At 42.5% G+C, this 16,308-nt stretch carries 16 protein-coding genes and 1 tRNA gene; 1 reads left to right on the forward strand and 16 read right to left on the reverse strand.

From position 1 onward, the window contains the following. Window positions 1–171: 171 nt before the first annotated feature. The 9 genes from eno to NSS60_RS13025 all read right to left on the reverse strand — a co-directional run bounded on the left by eno (window position 172) and on the right by NSS60_RS13025 (window position 9,124). Window positions 172–1,467 (reverse strand): phosphopyruvate hydratase, encoded by a 1,296-nt coding sequence (gene eno, locus NSS60_RS12985; RefSeq protein ID WP_004892483.1) that lies wholly within the window; start codon window positions 1,465–1,467, stop codon window positions 172–174. Window positions 1,468–1,485: 18 nt separating this feature from the next. Further along, on the reverse strand, window positions 1,486–3,021 hold the full coding sequence (gene gpmI / locus NSS60_RS12990) for a 2,3-bisphosphoglycerate-independent phosphoglycerate mutase (protein ID WP_004892486.1): 1,536 nt from the start codon (window positions 3,019–3,021) through the stop codon (window positions 1,486–1,488). After that, window positions 3,018–3,773: a triose-phosphate isomerase gene (tpiA, locus tag NSS60_RS12995; protein WP_004892489.1), complete on the reverse strand. Its 756-nt coding sequence runs from the start codon at window positions 3,771–3,773 to the stop codon at window positions 3,018–3,020. Before tpiA ends, gpmI begins: the two co-directional genes overlap by 4 nt. 17 nt (window positions 3,774–3,790) lie before the next feature. Beyond that, a complete protein-coding gene (locus NSS60_RS13000) occupies window positions 3,791–4,975 on the reverse strand; it encodes a phosphoglycerate kinase (RefSeq protein ID WP_004892491.1) in 1,185 nt (394 codons plus the stop codon). Between the two features lie 116 nt (window positions 4,976–5,091). Continuing rightward, window positions 5,092–6,099, reverse strand: a complete 1,008-nt coding sequence (gene gap / locus NSS60_RS13005; protein WP_004892494.1) for a type I glyceraldehyde-3-phosphate dehydrogenase — start codon at window positions 6,097–6,099, stop codon at window positions 5,092–5,094. 35 nt (window positions 6,100–6,134) lie between these two features. Then, a complete protein-coding gene (locus NSS60_RS13010; RefSeq protein WP_004892497.1) occupies window positions 6,135–7,166 on the reverse strand; it encodes a sugar-binding transcriptional regulator in 1,032 nt (343 codons plus the stop codon). A gap of 134 nt (window positions 7,167–7,300) precedes the next feature. After that, window positions 7,301–7,534, reverse strand: a complete 234-nt coding sequence (locus NSS60_RS13015; protein ID WP_004892501.1) for a glutaredoxin family protein — start codon at window positions 7,532–7,534, stop codon at window positions 7,301–7,303. A 12-nt stretch (window positions 7,535–7,546) separates the two neighbouring features. Then, window positions 7,547–8,827, reverse strand: a complete 1,281-nt coding sequence (gene rpoN / locus NSS60_RS13020) for an RNA polymerase factor sigma-54 (protein WP_004892504.1) — start codon at window positions 8,825–8,827, stop codon at window positions 7,547–7,549. Window positions 8,828–9,052: 225 nt separating this feature from the next. Then, window positions 9,053–9,124 (reverse strand) — tRNA-Arg (locus tag NSS60_RS13025). A 214-nt stretch (window positions 9,125–9,338) separates the two neighbouring features. Here NSS60_RS13025 and clpP point away from each other — a divergent pair. Then, the gene (gene clpP / locus NSS60_RS13030; protein ID WP_004892507.1) at window positions 9,339–9,929 is read left to right on the forward strand and encodes an ATP-dependent Clp endopeptidase proteolytic subunit ClpP; all 591 of its coding nucleotides are present in this window, start codon (window positions 9,339–9,341) and stop codon (window positions 9,927–9,929) included. A 27-nt stretch (window positions 9,930–9,956) separates the two neighbouring features. On the opposite strand, the gene NSS60_RS13035 is transcribed toward clpP, so the two are convergent. From NSS60_RS13035 to NSS60_RS13065, 7 genes are all read right to left on the reverse strand, one after another. Continuing rightward, window positions 9,957–10,214 (reverse strand): HPr family phosphocarrier protein, encoded by a 258-nt coding sequence (locus NSS60_RS13035; protein WP_004892510.1) that lies wholly within the window; start codon window positions 10,212–10,214, stop codon window positions 9,957–9,959. A 19-nt stretch (window positions 10,215–10,233) separates the two neighbouring features. Then, window positions 10,234–11,196: a DNA-binding protein WhiA gene (gene whiA, locus NSS60_RS13040; protein ID WP_004892513.1), complete on the reverse strand. Its 963-nt coding sequence runs from the start codon at window positions 11,194–11,196 to the stop codon at window positions 10,234–10,236. 12 nt (window positions 11,197–11,208) lie between these two features. Then, window positions 11,209–12,174 carry a gluconeogenesis factor YvcK family protein gene (locus tag NSS60_RS13045; protein WP_004892516.1) on the reverse strand — a complete coding sequence of 322 codons (966 nt, stop codon included), beginning with the start codon at window positions 12,172–12,174 and terminating at the stop codon, window positions 11,209–11,211. Further along, window positions 12,171–13,061: an RNase adapter RapZ gene (gene rapZ, locus NSS60_RS13050; protein ID WP_004892518.1), complete on the reverse strand. Its 891-nt coding sequence runs from the start codon at window positions 13,059–13,061 to the stop codon at window positions 12,171–12,173. The genes NSS60_RS13045 and rapZ overlap by 4 nt, the downstream gene beginning before the upstream one ends. A gap of 17 nt (window positions 13,062–13,078) precedes the next feature. Beyond that, window positions 13,079–13,537: an NUDIX hydrolase gene (locus tag NSS60_RS13055; RefSeq protein ID WP_004892521.1), complete on the reverse strand. Its 459-nt coding sequence runs from the start codon at window positions 13,535–13,537 to the stop codon at window positions 13,079–13,081. 233 nt (window positions 13,538–13,770) lie between these two features. Further along, complete coding sequence (gene trxB / locus NSS60_RS13060) at window positions 13,771–14,718, reverse strand: thioredoxin-disulfide reductase (RefSeq protein ID WP_004892524.1); 948 nt, start codon at window positions 14,716–14,718, stop codon at window positions 13,771–13,773. Window positions 14,719–14,812: 94 nt separating this feature from the next. Continuing rightward, a complete protein-coding gene (locus tag NSS60_RS13065; RefSeq protein WP_035018919.1) occupies window positions 14,813–16,258 on the reverse strand; it encodes a tetratricopeptide repeat protein in 1,446 nt (481 codons plus the stop codon). Window positions 16,259–16,308 lie beyond the last annotated feature (50 nt).

The following is a 16,308-nucleotide window of genomic DNA, read 5'->3' on the forward strand; positions in this document are numbered from 1 at the left end:
CTACAGTATTTTATTTATCATTCAAATCTCCTCTCCTAACCCTTTTTTACAATTCAATCATAGCGGCACTCATTTTTCTTTGTCTATATGTATTCTTCGACATACTTCTTCTAAAATCGACATAACGTACAAAAACAACAGGATGCCCCCATGCGAAGGCATCCTTATTTCTTACTTCTTCAAGTTGTAGAACGTTTTTATTCCATCGTATACCGCTGTTTCGCCTAATTGATCTTCAATGCGAAGCAATTGGTTGTATTTTGCAACGCGGTCTGTACGTGAAGGTGCACCTGTTTTAATTTGACCTGCGTTTGTTGCGACGGCGATGTCGGCGATTGTGCTATCTTCTGTTTCACCAGAACGGTGAGAAATAACCGCTGTGTAACCTGCGCGTTTCGCCATTTCAATCGCTTCAAATGTTTCTGTTAATGTACCGATTTGGTTTACTTTAATTAAGATCGAGTTGCCGACACCTTGTTCGATACCTTGTGCTAATTTTTTCGTATTTGTTACGAATAAATCGTCACCGACGAGTTGTACTTTTTTGCCAAGGCGTTCTGTTAATAATTTATGACCAGCCCAGTCGTTTTCGTCTAAGCCGTCTTCGATCGAAATGATCGGATATTTGTTGACAAGTTCTTCATACCAAGCAACCATTTCTTCTGACGTTTTCACAACGCCTTCGCCTTCTAAATGGTATTTGCCTGTTTCTTTGTTGTAAAGCTCAGAAGATGCCACGTCCATCGCAAGCATCACTTCTGTGCCTGGTTTGTAGCCTGCTTTTTCAATCGCTTCGATAATTGTTTCCAACGCTTCTTCGTTTGATTTTAAGTTTGGAGCGAATCCACCTTCATCACCAACAGCGGTGTTGTAGCCTTTCGCTTTTAACACTGATTTTAAGCTATGGAAAATTTCCGCACCCATACGGAGCGCTTCACGGAAGTTTGGTGCGCCAACTGGCATAATCATAAATTCTTGAATGTCAACGTTGTTATCTGCATGCGCACCGCCATTTAAAATGTTCATCATTGGCACTGGCAATGTTTTTGCGTTAAATCCGCCTAAATATTGATATAGAGGAATGCCTAAGTAGTCAGCAGCTGCGCGCGCAACAGCCATTGAAACGCCTAAAATTGCGTTTGCCCCTAATTTTCCTTTATTTTCTGTACCGTCTAACGCAATTAATGCACGGTCGATAGCAACTTGCTCTGTCACATCGTAGCTACCAATTAATGCTGGCGCGATGACTTCGTTTACGTTTTTCACTGCTTGTAATACACCTTTACCAAGGTAGCGACCTTTGTCGCCATCACGCAATTCAACCGCTTCATACTCACCTGTTGACGCTCCACTCGGTACAAGGGCACGTCCGAACGCACCTGATTCTGTATATACTTCTACTTCTACTGTCGGATTGCCGCGAGAGTCTAATACTTCACGAGCATAAATATCAATAATTGTTGGCATCGTTCATCACTCCTTTTCTTATTTCACAATTAACGTTTTTCCTGTCATTTCTTTCGGTTGTTGTAATCCGAGCAAATCAAGCATCGTTGGCGCTAAGTCGCCTAAAATGCCATCTTGACGAAGTGTAATGCCTTTTTTCGTGACAATGACCGGCACTGGGTTTGTCGTATGCGCCGTATTCGGACTGCCGTCTGGATTTAACACTTCGTCGGCATTTCCGTGGTCTGCAGTAATAATCGCAATACCGCCTTTTGCAATAATCGCATCGACGACTTTTCCTAAACATTCATCGACTGCTTCGACCGCTTTAATCGTTGGTTCTAATTTTCCAGAGTGACCGACCATGTCCGGATTGGCGTAGTTTAAAATAATCGCATCGAATTTATCCGCTTCAATTTCTTTTAATAGCGCTTCTGTTACTTCGTATGCGCTCATTTCTGGCTTTAAGTCGTATGTGGCTACTTTTGGCGAATCAATTAAAATGCGCTCTTCGCCAGGGAACTTTTCTTCACGTCCGCCGCTCATAAAGAATGTAACGTGCGGATATTTTTCTGTTTCGGCAATGCGCAATTGTTTTAACCCGTTTTGTGACAATACTTCACCGAGCGTATTGTCAAGGTTCGTCGGCTTAAATGCCACATACCCTTTTACTGTTTCACTAAAGTGCGTTAAGCATACGAAAAACAAGTTTTTCGGATGTTTCGGTCCACGATCGAATGAACGGAAATCATCGTTTGTAAACGTGTTTGAAATTTGAATCGCACGATCTGGACGGAAATTGTAGAAAATAACCGCATCGTTATCTTGAATCGTTGCGACTGGCGTTCCATCTTCACGTACGATCACAGACGGTAATACGAATTCGTCGTAAATGCCGTTCGCATATGAATCATCGACGCACGCAAGCGCATCGCGATATGCTGGACCTTCTCCATACACCATCGCACGATACGCTTTTTCGACACGCTCCCAACGTTTATCGCGGTCCATCGAGTAATAACGACCCGATAATGTCGCGATTTCACCGACACCAATTTGTTCGATTTGCTCATTTAGCTGTTGAATGTACGTTTTCGCCGTTTGCGGACCGACGTCACGTCCATCTAAAAAGCCGTGAATATACACGTTTTTTACGCCTTCTTTTGCAGCGAGCTTGAGTAAAGCGAATAAATGGTTAATATGGCTATGCACACCACCGTCAGAAAGAAGACCGAAAATGTGCAAATTTGTTCCGTGTTTTTTCACATGATCCATCGCTGCTAAAAATGTTTCGTTGCGCTCAAACTCACCTTCGCGAATGGCGATATTGACACGCGTTAAACTTTGATACACAATGCGACCAGCACCGATGTTTAGGTGACCGACTTCCGAGTTCCCCATTTGCCCCTCTGGAAGTCCAACCGCTTCGCCGCATGCCGTTAACGTCGCATGCGGAAACTCATTCCAATAGCGGTCAAAGTTCGGCTTTTTCGCCTGCGCCACCGCATTTCCGAACGTTTCCTCCCGAAGTCCAAACCCATCTAAAATAATTAGTGCTACTGGTTGTTTGCTCATTTTCCTGCCTCCACGAGTTGTAAAAACGATTGTGGTTCTAGGCTGGCGCCACCGACTAGTGCGCCGTCAATATGTTCTTGCGCTAAAAATGCACCGATATTTTCCGGCTTTACGCTACCACCGTATTGAATGCGTACCGCATCAGCCGCTTCTTGTGAGAATTTGTTCGCAATGACTTGGCGAATGTAGCCGCATACGTTGTTTGCATCGTCTGCCGTGGACGATTTTCCTGTTCCGATCGCCCAAATTGGCTCATAGGCGATGACAACTTGCTTTACTTGTTCTTCTGTTAAGCCTTCAAGCGCTTTTTCAACTTGTACACGAACGACTTCATTTGTACGGTTGCTTTCACGCTCTTCTAATGTCTCCCCGCAACAAACGATTGGCACAAGTCCGTGCTTAAATGCCGCAAGCACTTTTTTGTTGACTGTTTCATCTGTTTCCGCAAACATTTCACGGCGTTCGGAATGCCCGATGATAACATACTCCACACCGAGATCTTTTAACGCAACGGGGCTAATTTCACCTGTAAATGCCCCTTGATCTTCAAAATGCATGTTTTGCGCACCAATTTTTACATTTGTTCCTTTTGTCGCCTCAACTAAATGCGCTAAAAAGAGGGCTGGTGCACATACAACGGCATCCACTTGCTCGTTGGAAGGAACCTCATGTTTTACTTCTTCCACAAACTGAAGCGCCTCTTTTAACGTTTTATGCATTTTCCAGTTGCCTGCAATAATCGGCTTTCGCATCGCTTTTAACCCCTTTCTTACTTATCGTTTAATGCGACGACACCTGGAAGTTGTTTTCCTTCCATAAATTCAAGCGACGCACCGCCACCTGTAGAAATGTGATCCATTTTGTCTGCAAGTCTGAACTTTTCAACCGCTGCTGCTGAGTCGCCGCCACCGATGACCGTATATGTATCTTTCGCATCAGCAAGCGCTTGTGCAACAGCTTTTGTTCCTTCAGCAAACGCATCCATTTCGAATACGCCCATTGGACCGTTCCAAATAACAAGTTTTGATTTTAAAATGACGTCGCGATACAATTCGCGTGTTTTCGGACCGATGTCAAGTCCTTCCCAATCGCTTGGAATTTCATCGATGTTCACTACTTTTTTGTTTGCATCGTTTGAAAAATCGTCAGCTACAACTGCATCCACAGGCATATAGAAGTTGACGCCTTTTTCTTTCGCTTTTTCCATGAACGATTTTGCTAATTCAATTTTATCTTCTTCTAATAACGATTTTCCGATTTCATATCCGAGCGCTTTCACAAATGTGTAAGCTAATCCGCCACCGATAATTAAATTATCGACTTTGTCTAATAAGTTTTCGATGACGCCAATTTTATCTTTTACTTTCGCCCCACCGATGATTGCCGTAAACGGACGATCTGGATTAGATAATGCCTTTCCTAACACTTCAATTTCTTTTTCCATTAAGAATCCAGCTACCGCAGGCAAGTGATGGGCAATACCTTCTGTCGATGCATGCGCACGATGAGCTGCACCAAACGCATCGTTGACATATACATCCGCAAGTTCTGCGAATGCTTTCGCTAATTCTGGATCGTTTTTCTCCTCACCAGGATAGAAACGTACGTTTTCAAGCAATAACACATCGCCTTCATTCATTTCAGCAATCGCAGCTTTCACTGCATCGCCATACGCTTCATCTGTTTTCACGACGCGCTTGCCAAGCAATTCACTTAAACGTTCTGCCACGGCATTTAAGCGCATCTCTTCAACAACTTTTCCTTTCGGACGACCAAGGTGGCTCGCTAAAATGACTTTCGCTCCTTGTTCCATTAAATATTGGATCGTTGGGAGCGCGGCGCGAATGCGTGTATCGTCAGTGACGACACCGTTTTGCATTGGCACGTTAAAATCGACGCGGCAAAATACACGTTTCCCTTTCACATCAATGTCACGAACTGTTTTTTTGTTCATGGAGAGGCCCCCTTATTCGTGTGATATATAGAAAGGGAGTGGGGATGAACCCCGCTCCCCTTCTCGGTATGTCCAACTATTTATTATAAACCGTTTTGGGCAAACAATCCAAAAAATTATAAACCTTTTGACGCAATGTATGCAGCAAGGTCAACAACGCGGTGAGAATATCCTGTTTCGTTGTCGTACCAAGAAAGAACTTTCACCATGCGACCTTCCATAACCATTGTTGAAAGGGCATCGATTGTTGAAGAAGCTGTTGAGCCGTTGTAGTCACGAGAAACTAATGGCTCTTCGCTGTAAGCAAGAATGCCTTTTAATTCACCTTCTGCCGCTGCTTTTAAAGCTGCGTTTACTTCTTCCACTGTCACTTCTTTTTCAAGTTCAGCAACAAGGTCAACAACAGATACGTTTGGTGTTGGTACACGCATCGCCATACCATTTAATTTTCCTTTTAATTCAGGCAATACAAGTGCCACTGCTTTTGCCGCACCTGTTGATGTTGGAATGATCGATTCAGCTGCTGCACGCGCACGACGTAAGTCTTTATGCGGTAAATCAAGAATTTGTTGGTCGTTTGTATACGAGTGAACAGTCGTCATCATACCGCGAATGATGCCGAATTTCTCATGTAATACTTTCGCAAATGGCGCTAAGCAGTTTGTTGTACAAGATGCGTTTGAAATGACATGATGGTTTGCTGGATCGTATTTGTCTTCGTTTACGCCCATCACGATTGTAATGTCTTCATTTGTCGCTGGTGCAGAAATGATGACTTTCTTCGCGCCTGCTTCTAAATGTTTCGCTGCGTCTTCGCGTTTTGTGAAGCGTCCTGTTGACTCAACAACGATATCAACGCCAAGTTCGCCCCATCCTAAGTTTGCTGGGTCGCGCTCTGCTTTGACGATAATTTCTTTTCCATCTACAACGATGTTGTTGCCGTTGACAGCCACTTCTGCATCTAATGTGCCATGAACAGAGTCATATTTTAAAAGATGTGCTAACGTTTTTGCATCTGTTAAGTCGTTAACTGCAACCACTTCAATTTCAGGATTTTTTAATGCTGCGCGGAATACGTTACGGCCGATACGACCAAAACCGTTAATACCAATTTTTACTGCCATGTTTTTTTCCTCCTTTGAAATTGTAGGAATGTATTTTAGAGGGATGAATCATCCCGTACTAACTGTTTTGCTGCACCTTCATCTGTAATTAAGATGCACTGATGTGCCTGTTTTATATACGCTTGAATCGCTTTTGCTTTCGAAGCGCCTCCTGCCACTGCAATGACGCAAGGAACGTGGCGCACATCTTCGAGCTGAATGCCAACTGTGTTCACTTTATGAACAACTTCTCCATGTTGATTAAAGTAATAACCAAACGCCTCCGCCACCGCTTCGTTTTGCTCAATTTTTTTCATGTCCTCCGGCGGTGTTTTTCTCCGTTCCGCCATCGTTTTTGCGTCACCTATACCATGAATGACGATCGTTGATGACTTGATTAATTCAAGCACTTCTTTAATAGCTGGTTCTTCAATAATCGATTGATACGTTTCAGCACTTAGTTGGTCAGGGACATGTAACAAACGATAATGTCCCATTGCTTTTTCCGCCATGCGCGCACAAATCGTATTCGCTTGGTTCGTCACATCTTCTCCAAGCCCACCACGAGCCGGAACAAATAACACATTTCGATATTTTGCATCAGGTGTCATCATTTCAGCGACAGCAGCAAGGGTTGTTCCACCAGTTACTGCTACAACGTCTTTCCCTGTTAGTGAATGTTTTATACGTGAGACACAAGCTCTTCCCATCTCTCTTTTCACCCAAGGGGATTGGTCACTGTCTCCAGCAACGACAATGACATCTTTGACAGGAAGTTTCTTTTTTATTTTTCTTTCCAGCTCTTTTAACCCGAGTACTTCTCGCATCATATCTTCAAGTTGAATGAGCACATCGTTTCCTTCTGATGTAACACTCATGCCCGCAGTTGTAATATCAAGCAAATTTTGCTTTTTTAAAAACTGCACTTCCGACCGTAAGACGCGCTCGCTAATGCCTAAGTTTAAGGATAATGTTCGGCGTCCAATCGGTTGCATTAAGCGGATGTGCTGCAAAATTTCGTATCGCTTTTGCATAATCGCGAGAAGATCAGGCAACAATTTTCGTTGAACATCAATCCATTGTCGCATGCTCTTTTCTTCCTTCTTTACTCTCTTTTTCTTTTTCAGGACGTTTCAAGTCCCGCTACGACGTATTATGTCCCACTTTACGTAAAAAATTCACCCCTGCCACAACTTTATTGTAACAGGAAGTGAAACGTTATTCAACTGCTTCGTATTTGTTGTAATCGTTTTCTTATGACATCTTTGTGAATACGACCATATGCAACGATTTCCCCGTCGATTTCGATGACAGGTATCATGAGTTGGTATCGTTCGAGCCACTGCTCGTTTTTATAAATATCGACTTCTTCCCATTCGACTTGTAACTCGCGAAGAATGTCTTTTGCTTCATCACAAAGACAGCAGTTTTCTTTCGAATATAACACGATTTTCATGTTTTGTCCCCTTTATGCATATTGCTTTCGTTTCGAAGCCGGTGGAATACAAAGCTGTTCACGATATTTCGCGACCGTCCGCCGCGCTACACAAATATTGTATCGTTGCTCGAGTAAATCAGCAATGTTTTGGTCGGAAAGAGGTTTTTGCCCATTTTCTTGCTTAATTAATTCCGCAATTAAACCTTTTACTTTTTCTTGCGATGCGTGTTCATCAACACCGCTTGTAAAAAAGCGGCGCATGTCAATTAAACCATGAGGCGTTTGCATATATTTATTTTTCACCGCGCGACTGACGGTCGATTCATGAATGTTTAATGCTGTTGCCACTTCGCGCATCGTAAGTGGCTTCATATGGAGCAAACCTTTTTCAAAATAATCACGTTGTCGATGAATTAACTCACAGGCAATTTGCTCAATCGTTGTTGCTCGCTGCATTAAACAACGTTGGATCCATTGAAACTGTTGACGTTTTTCCTCGATATATTTTTGAACGTGTGGATCATCCGATCGTACTTTCCGTTCATACGATTCATTCCATACAACAGTTGGAATAATTTCTTCATTCATCGTCACATTCCACACCCCATTACTATATGACACGATGACATCAGGAACAATATACGTCATTTGTTCATCGTTATACAAACTTCCTGGGCGTGGATGGAGCGTACGAATAAGTTCCCACACCCGCTGTAAGTCCGCTAACTCTACACCTAGTTTCGATTTTATTTCTTTCCATTTTTTATGGACAAACGATTCGAAATACTCCGTCACAATCGTCTCTGCTAGCTCATCCCTTTGTGGAAGACGGATGAGTTGTAAATATAAACAATGCGACAAATTTTCCGCTCCTACCCCAGCAGGATCAAGTGACTGTAACATATGAAGTGCTCGCGATATAGTCGTTTCTTCTAACTGAAGATGGCAAGCCGCCTCGGCAATTGTTGTATGCAAATAACCATATTCATCAAGTGACGCAATTAAATAATCAAGTGCTCTTCTCTCCTCGTCGGATACACGCATACCAACGAGTTGGCCATGTAAATGTGAAGCAAGCGAACGATTAAAAGCGCTTACATTTTCAATATAATTCATCCGATTCGTTTGATCGCGTCGCTTTGTAGCTGTTCGTTTTCGTTCATGCAACTCAATAAATGGATTTTCAAGCGCTTGTTCGTGTAAAAGCGATTGTAGTTCGATCGTTGAATATTGCAGCAGTTCAATCGCTTGAACAAGCTCTTTTGTCAACGCAACTTTTAGCTCTTGCCTTTGCGTTAATTGCATCTCCATTCATGCCATCTCCCTTCATCCTCATTTTATCATCTCTATAAGGGAGAGACGATAAAAACATATTGGATGTTTTTTCTACTATGCATATGCATCGAAGGCATGTTATCATTCTTATAGAACAAGCGAGCAAGCCTCGCAAAATTCATCTATTCGTCCGGTGCGGCACACCGGACTTTATTTTTTTATACAAAAACCCCGCTTGCATAGCAAGCAGGGGTTAATTAACGCCCTCGGCAGGATTCGAACCCACGCTAAGAGAACCGGAATCTCTCGTGCTATCCACTACACTACGAGGGCATGATCATAAACGCATTTACCATTATAGTGAATAAGCAAAAAAAATGCAATAGCGGTGACGTTTAAAATTTAAAAAAGCGGAAACGATGAAAGAAGGGATGCAGAAGAACAAAGGCGAATACATATGAATGAAAGGTATTTCATTTGACCTTTATTGACCTTTCCTGTATGATAAAAGTACATAAAAAAATGAATTATTCGGAGGAGGAAGAGTATGAACTTAATTCCTACAGTTATTGAACAAACGAGCCGTGGAGAACGTGCATATGACATTTACTCTCGCTTATTAAAAGATCGCATCATCATTTTAGGAAGCCCAATCGATGATCATGTCGCAAACTCAATCGTTTCTCAGCTTTTATTTTTAGCTGCTGAAGACCCTGAAAAAGATATTTCTCTCTACATTAACAGCCCTGGTGGGTCGATTACAGCAGGCATGGCGATTTACGATACGATGCAATTTATTAAACCAGATGTATCGACGATTTGTATCGGTATGGCAGCTTCTATGGGGGCGTTTTTGCTGGCAGCAGGCGCCAAAGGAAAACGTTTTGCATTGCCAAATAGCGAGATCATGATTCATCAACCGCTCGGTGGCGTACAAGGCCAAGCAACAGAAATCGAAATTGCAGCCAAACGCATTTTATTCTTGCGTGACAAATTAAACCGCATCTTATCCGAAAATACAGGACAACCAATCGAAGTCATTGAGCGCGACACCGATCGCGACAACTTTATGACAGCTGAAAAAGCGAAAGAATACGGTTTAATTGACCGCGTATTAACACGCGTCGATGAAAAATAAAAACAAGGCGGTGCAACCGCCTTGTTTTTATGCTTCTTTTTGTACATACTCAACAAGTTTGTTTAGCGCTTCCTGCTCATCTGGACCGTCAGCATAAATGGTGATAACTGCCCCTGTATGAATTGCTAAACTCATTAAACCCATAATGCTTTTTGCATTTACTTTTTTTCCATCTTTTTCGATGTAAATATCGGCTGAAAAACGGTTTGCTTCTTGAACAAATAACGCTGCTGGACGCGCTTGCAACCCTGTTTTCAACCGTACTTCCACTTGCTTTTCTACCATTTTGCATTCCTCCCATAGTTCATAAAGATTTATGAAAATCGATCGGCTGACCTGCACGAAGTCGTTCTGCAATTTCATCTAATTTACGCAGGCGATGATTAATACCCGATTTACTAATTTTCCCACCAGAAACCATTTCTCCAAGCTCTTTGAGCGTCACATCTTGATATTCAATGCGCAATTTCGCAATTTCACGAAGTTTTTCCGGCAGCTGATCAAGCCCGATCGTTTCGTCGATATACCGAATGTTTTCCACCTGTCGCAACGCTGCGCCAATCGTTTTATTTAAGTTCGCTGTTTCACAGTTAACAAGACGATTGACTGAATTACGCATATCGCGCACGATGCGCACATCTTCAAAACGCAATAGCGCTTGATGTGCTCCGATAATGCTTAAAAACTCTGCAATTTTCTCCGCTTCTTTTAAATACGTAATAAACCCTTTTTTTCTTTCTAACGTGCGCGCATGTAAATGAAAATTCGTGTTCATCAGTTCACAAAGCGATTCGTTATGTTCACGATATAACGAAAAAATTTCTAAATGATAAGACGATGTTTCTGGGTTATTAACAGATCCACCCGCTAAAAATGCACCACGCAAATACGAACGTTTACAACATTTTTTTTGCACGAGTTTTGGCGAAATGGCGTGAACAAACGAAAATCCTTCCTCCATAATTTTTAAATCTGATAATAGTTCGTGCGTTCCTTCTACCACCCGTACGATATATACGTTGTTTTTCTTTAAACGCATCTTTTTGCGTACAAGCAACTCAACTACTACATCATACCCTTTTTTTAATAACGTATAAATGCGCCGTGCGATTGCGGCATTTTCTGTTTGAATGTTTAGCAACAAACGGCGGTTAGAAAATGAAATGGAACCGTTCATTCGAATTAAAGCAGACAACTCTGCTTTTAAACAACAAGGTTTCACGTCAATACCCGTTAATTCTTTCTTTGTTTCTGATGCAAATGACAACGATCCCACCTCCTATAAATATACGTCGTGCGAAGGAGGTGCTAGAAGCGAAACGAGCAACGCCGCTACTTTTTTCGTATCGTGACGCACCGTTCCATCTCGCTCATCAATGATCGCACCACAAATGACTTGTAAATCGAGCTTCTCTAATTCTTCCATATCACAAATGACCGGTGTCGCCAGTTCTTTCGCATATCGCTCTTTCGTTTCTGGCAAAATAGGCGCATTATTGACAATGATAGCATCTAAAAACGCACAAGCCATATGATCGTACAGCGCTTTCACATGATCGCTCGCCGTATAGTTTAACGTTTCTCCTGCTTGAGTCATGACGTTGCATATATATACTTTTTTCGCCTTTGATTGACATACCTCTTCGCCAATTTTAGGAACGAGTAAATTCGGTAAAATGCTCGTATATAAGCTCCCGGGTCCAATCACAATTAAATCTGCCGTTTGTAATTCTGTAATCGTTTCTTCGAGCGGCTCAATATGTTCTGGAGTTAGAAAGACGCGCTTAATTTTTTTTCCGGAATACGGGATTTTTGACTCACCTGATACAATTGTCCCGTCTTCCATTTCTGCATGCAAAACAACACTTTCATTTGCGGCTGGCAACACTTTTCCACGCACATTTAACACTTTTCCCATTTCACGAACCGCATGCACGAAATCGCCAGTGATGGCCGTCATCGCCGCTAAAATTAAATTGCCAAGCGAATGACCGGATAACCCGTTCCCGTTTTCAAATCGATGTTGAAACAATTCGATAATGAGTGGCTCTACATCAGAAAGAGCCGCAAGTACGTTACGAATATCTCCGGGCGGAGGTATATCCAGTTCATCACGTAATCTCCCCGAGCTTCCGCCATCATCTGCAACGGTGACGATCGCTGTCAAATCGACATCATATTGTTTGAGCCCCCGAAGCAAGACAGGAAGCCCTGTGCCCCCGCCAATGACAACAATTTTTTTCATCGGTGCGTATCCTTTCTTTTGGCAATATCTCGATGTGACACGTGCGTTGTATATTCGTCAGCAAAATAACGTGCGATATACTCCGCTAACGTTACAGAACGATGCTGTCCACCTGTACATCCAACGGCAATGACGACTTGACTTTTTCCTTCTCGCTTATAATGTGGAAGCATAAATGAAAGTAAATCCGTTACTTTTTCAATAAATTTTTGCGTCTCCGTCCATTTCAAAACGTAAGATGATACTTCCTCATCTAGTCCTGTTTTCGGACGCATATGCTCGATATAATGCGGATTCGGTAAAAAACGAACATCAAAGACAAGATCCGCATCAATCGGCAACCCATATTTAAAGCCAAATGAAACAACATTGACAGAAAACGTTGTCGTAGCTGGTGTCGCAAATGTTTGAACAATTTTTTCGCGCAGTTCGCGCGGTTTTAAGTTGGATGTATCAATAATCATTTGCGCACGCCCTTTCAATTCCTCGAGCAACTGGCGCTCTAACTTAATTCCTTCAAGTGGCAATCCGCTTGGAGCAAGCGGATGCGAACGCCGCGTTTCTTTATAACGGCTAACAAGTGTCGTATCGTTTGCATCTAAAAATAAAATTTGCGGCGTGACCCACGATGTTTCTGCCAAATCATCGAGCGCTGCAAAAAGACGATCGAAAAAATCACGACTCCGCAAATCCATGACGAGAGCAATTTTATTCATTTTATTTCCTGACTCTCGAATTAATTCAAGAAACTTTGGTAACAACGTCGGCGGCAAATTATCGACACAAAAATAGCCTAAATCCTCAAAACTTTGGATCGCTACCGTTTTTCCTGCTCCCGACATCCCTGTAATAATCACCATATGGACATGTGCTGAACCTGTGCTCATCGCCCTCTCTCCTTTCTTCAACTCGGATCTAGTCGGTACGATAACAATTCAAATTCCTCTGTATACGTAAACGTGCCGTACATCATTCCCGTTCCTTTAATGACATAATCAATAATATGATAATCGCCTGGCGCCATCGGCAACGTCGGAATCTGTTCAATTGGATGCCAAGCGAGCTCCCCTTCTTCACATTGTACTACGTTTTCGCCATCAAAATGTTCCGCAAAAAACGTAAACATCATCCATTCAGAAACGACTTCTTCTCCTCGCTTCATGACAAACGTAAATACCCCTTTTAATTGGGGGTTTTTTAAGTAAATACCTGTTTCTTCGCGATATTCGCGCACACAAGCTTCCCGTACTGATTCTCCTTGCTCCATTTTTCCACCCGGCGCTACCCACCAACCACGCCGAGGTTTTTTCAGCAAGAGTACGTGCCCGTCTTTCACTAATACACAGTTCGTCACTCGTTGCAACGTCCGTTCACCTCAATAATGAATGTGTTTTTTTTCATTATACTATTTCTTACAAACGGTCACAAAGTATAATTTTTGAAACGTTTTCATGACCATAAACAAAAAAGAAAGCACGGGACGAAAGCCCGTGCCAACAAGTATATATAAAAAAGGGGGTCAATTACTTACTTTTATCATACTCTTTTATTGTTTCAAGCGTGTTACAGTTCAATTAAAGCCACATTACGTTTTCATTACTGAATGTTAAGCTTTTCCTTTAATTCCTCCACGTAATGTTGCGCGCTTTGTGCCGCAATGCTTCCATCGCCTGTTGCGGTAACAATTTGACGGAGCGACTTTTCACGCACATCCCCTGCTGCGAAAATGCCAGGCACTTTCGTTTCCATTAATTCGTTCGTTTCAATATAGCCGTTTTCGTTCGTAATGCCAAGTGAAGCAAACGGCTTTGTTAGCGGCACCATACCGATGTAAATAAACACGCCATCACATGGGAACTCACGCTCTTCCCCTGTTTGTGTATGAACGAGCGTCACACTGCCGACACGACCATCTTTTTCGTTAATTTGCTTAACTGTATGATTCCAAATGAAATCAATTTTTTCATTCGCAAATGCGCGCTGCTGTAAAATTTTTTGTGCGCGCAGCTGATCGCGACGGTGGACAATCGTCACTTTACTTGCAAAGCGCGTCAAATATACACCTTCTTCAACAGCCGAATCTCCACCGCCAACGACGACAAGCTCTTTTCCTTTAAAAAACGCTCCGTCACATACCGCACAATACGAAACGCCGCGTCCCCCCAATTCTTTTTCACCAGGAACGCCAAGCTTTTTATACTCTGCACCTGTCGCAATAATAACGGCACGAGCTTTGTATTGTTGATTGCTTGTGACAACCGTCTTATACGCTTCGCCGTCAATCACTTCTTTTACATCACCGTACGCATATTCAGCACCAAATTTTTTCGCATGCTCGAACATTTTTGACGCCAATTCCGGTCCAAGAATATGATCATATCCCGGATAATTTTCCACCTCTTCTGTATTGACCATTTGCCCACCGGGAACGCCACGCTCTAACATGAGCGTTGACAAGTTCGCACGCGATGTATATACCGCCGCCGTCATTCCTGCGGGTCCAGCACCGATAATAATTACGTCATACACTTTTTCTTGTGACACGTCTTCTTCACCCTTTCCGCATAAACAAATCTTCATTTTATCTTTTCCATATGTCTATCATAATACAACAAAACAAAAGGGTCTATTAACTTGCTCATCCGTGCCACTTCTGTTTCATAACTTTCACATACTTTCCGATCGTTGCTACTGACACCCCATAACGTTCTGCAAGCATTCGCTGTGTCACACGCTCACCACGACGTTTACGAAACATATATTCAAACGCCGCTGCCCATCCTTCGTGATTAGAAAACGAATCGATTTCTTTTATTGCCTCGATAAAAAAAGAAAACCAAGCAATATATAAAGGCTCGTATCCAAACCCGTTATGTTGAATAAGCAACGTCACGATGCGATGCGCATCGACAACATGCGCGGATGGTTCATGTTCATATCCGTACACGTAGTCGCTCCATTCCTGCAAAAACGGATGAGACCATGATTGTTTTGGAAACGGACAATCGCTTGCTATAAACGATTTGCCTATTAAATATAACGCATACAATGAAGAAGCAATATCTTGTTTTGCAAATAATGACTGAATGTGCTCAATCGTCTGTTCACGATAACGCCACGGCTCGCTTCCTTTTTTATCTGGGTGAAGCGCAATGAACTTTTTCCACATCGACTCCGCTAGCATGCGATATCCCATATGATATGCAGCATATGCGTACCAATAATAAAACGGTGCATCCCCTTCAAAACCGCGGCGTTGTAACTGTCGCAACCATTGAAACGCTAAATCATAGCGTCCGACAATTGCAAACGTCACCCCAAGCTTATAGCGATGCTCAAATGAAATCGGATATACGCGTTGCAACGACTGAATAAGTAAAAATAGTCGCTCTTGTTCTTGCAAATAATACGAAAACACCGCATCATTGCAAAGAGCATGCAAATTACCTGGATTTTGCTTTAAAATGTATTCGATCGTTTGTTTCGCTTTCCCGACATTCCCTTGATAAAAATAAGCGAGCGCTAAGTTGTTGTAAGCCGCCCAATGTTCTGGATGCTCTTTAATCATTTCTTCAAACAAAACAATCGCTTCTTGAAACTCGCCTTTTTCGAGCAACGTACGAGCCTGTTCTTGCTTCATTAACATATCATCATAATTCAGCCACTCGTCATCTTGTTCAATCGTTAAAATATCTAATAAATCGAGCGTATACTCCGCAAACTCTCCATCCGGTTCGCGTTCCATATATTGCTCCGCATATTTCGTCGCCTCACCAAACAACCCTAAATGAGCATAGTTGTTCGCTAAAAAGTAAAAACATTCCGCTAAATCGTCGTCTCGTTCAATGATGCGTAATAACCATTCGTTCGATTGCGCATATTCCCCCAATTCTGACAATACAATCGCCAATTGGCACGCAAATGTGCTTTGTTCTGGCTCAAGTTGCGCCGCCCGTTGCAAATATGCTTTCGCTTTACGTAAATCGCGACGACGATAATATGTGACACCTTTATTAAAAAAGTACGTACCGTCTTGAATAAACGGAATGACTTTCCCGACACGTTTTTGCAAATGTTTTTTCATCGAACCCTCCATGTTGATTTCTTTCACCGAAAGAAAGTATACCACATTTT

Source organism: Anoxybacillus sp. FSL W8-0382, assembly GCF_038003845.1.
In the GTDB taxonomy this organism is placed as follows: Bacteria; Bacillota; Bacilli; order Bacillales; family Anoxybacillaceae; genus Anoxybacillus; species Anoxybacillus flavithermus_G.

Excerpts from the sequence above, each read along its gene's own strand:
- NSS60_RS13045 (WP_004892516.1), bottom strand. The coding sequence starts at position 12,174 with ATGAAAAAAATTGTTGTCATTGGCGGGGGCACAGGGCTTCCTGTCTTG.
- NSS60_RS13000 (WP_004892491.1), bottom strand. The coding sequence starts at position 4,975 with ATGAACAAAAAAACAGTTCGTGACATTGATGTGAAAGGGAAACGTGTA.
- NSS60_RS13035 (WP_004892510.1), bottom strand. The coding sequence starts at position 10,214 with ATGGTAGAAAAGCAAGTGGAAGTACGGTTGAAAACAGGGTTGCAAGCG.
- rpoN (WP_004892504.1), bottom strand. The coding sequence starts at position 8,827 with ATGGAGATGCAATTAACGCAAAGGCAAGAGCTAAAAGTTGCGTTGACA.
- tpiA (WP_004892489.1), bottom strand. The coding sequence starts at position 3,773 with ATGCGAAAGCCGATTATTGCAGGCAACTGGAAAATGCATAAAACGTTA.
- NSS60_RS13010 (WP_004892497.1), bottom strand. The coding sequence starts at position 7,166 with ATGCGACAATGGATTGATGTTCAACGAAAATTGTTGCCTGATCTTCTC.
- NSS60_RS13015 (WP_004892501.1), bottom strand. The coding sequence starts at position 7,534 with ATGAAAATCGTGTTATATTCGAAAGAAAACTGCTGTCTTTGTGATGAA.
- rapZ (WP_004892518.1), bottom strand. The coding sequence starts at position 13,061 with ATGAGCACAGGTTCAGCACATGTCCATATGGTGATTATTACAGGGATG.
- NSS60_RS13065 (WP_035018919.1), bottom strand. The coding sequence starts at position 16,258 with ATGAAAAAACATTTGCAAAAACGTGTCGGGAAAGTCATTCCGTTTATT.
- clpP (WP_004892507.1), top strand. The coding sequence starts at position 9,339 with ATGAACTTAATTCCTACAGTTATTGAACAAACGAGCCGTGGAGAACGT.
- gpmI (WP_004892486.1), bottom strand. The coding sequence starts at position 3,021 with ATGAGCAAACAACCAGTAGCACTAATTATTTTAGATGGGTTTGGACTT.
- eno (WP_004892483.1), bottom strand. The coding sequence starts at position 1,467 with ATGCCAACAATTATTGATATTTATGCTCGTGAAGTATTAGACTCTCGC.
- gap (WP_004892494.1), bottom strand. The coding sequence starts at position 6,099 with ATGGCAGTAAAAATTGGTATTAACGGTTTTGGTCGTATCGGCCGTAAC.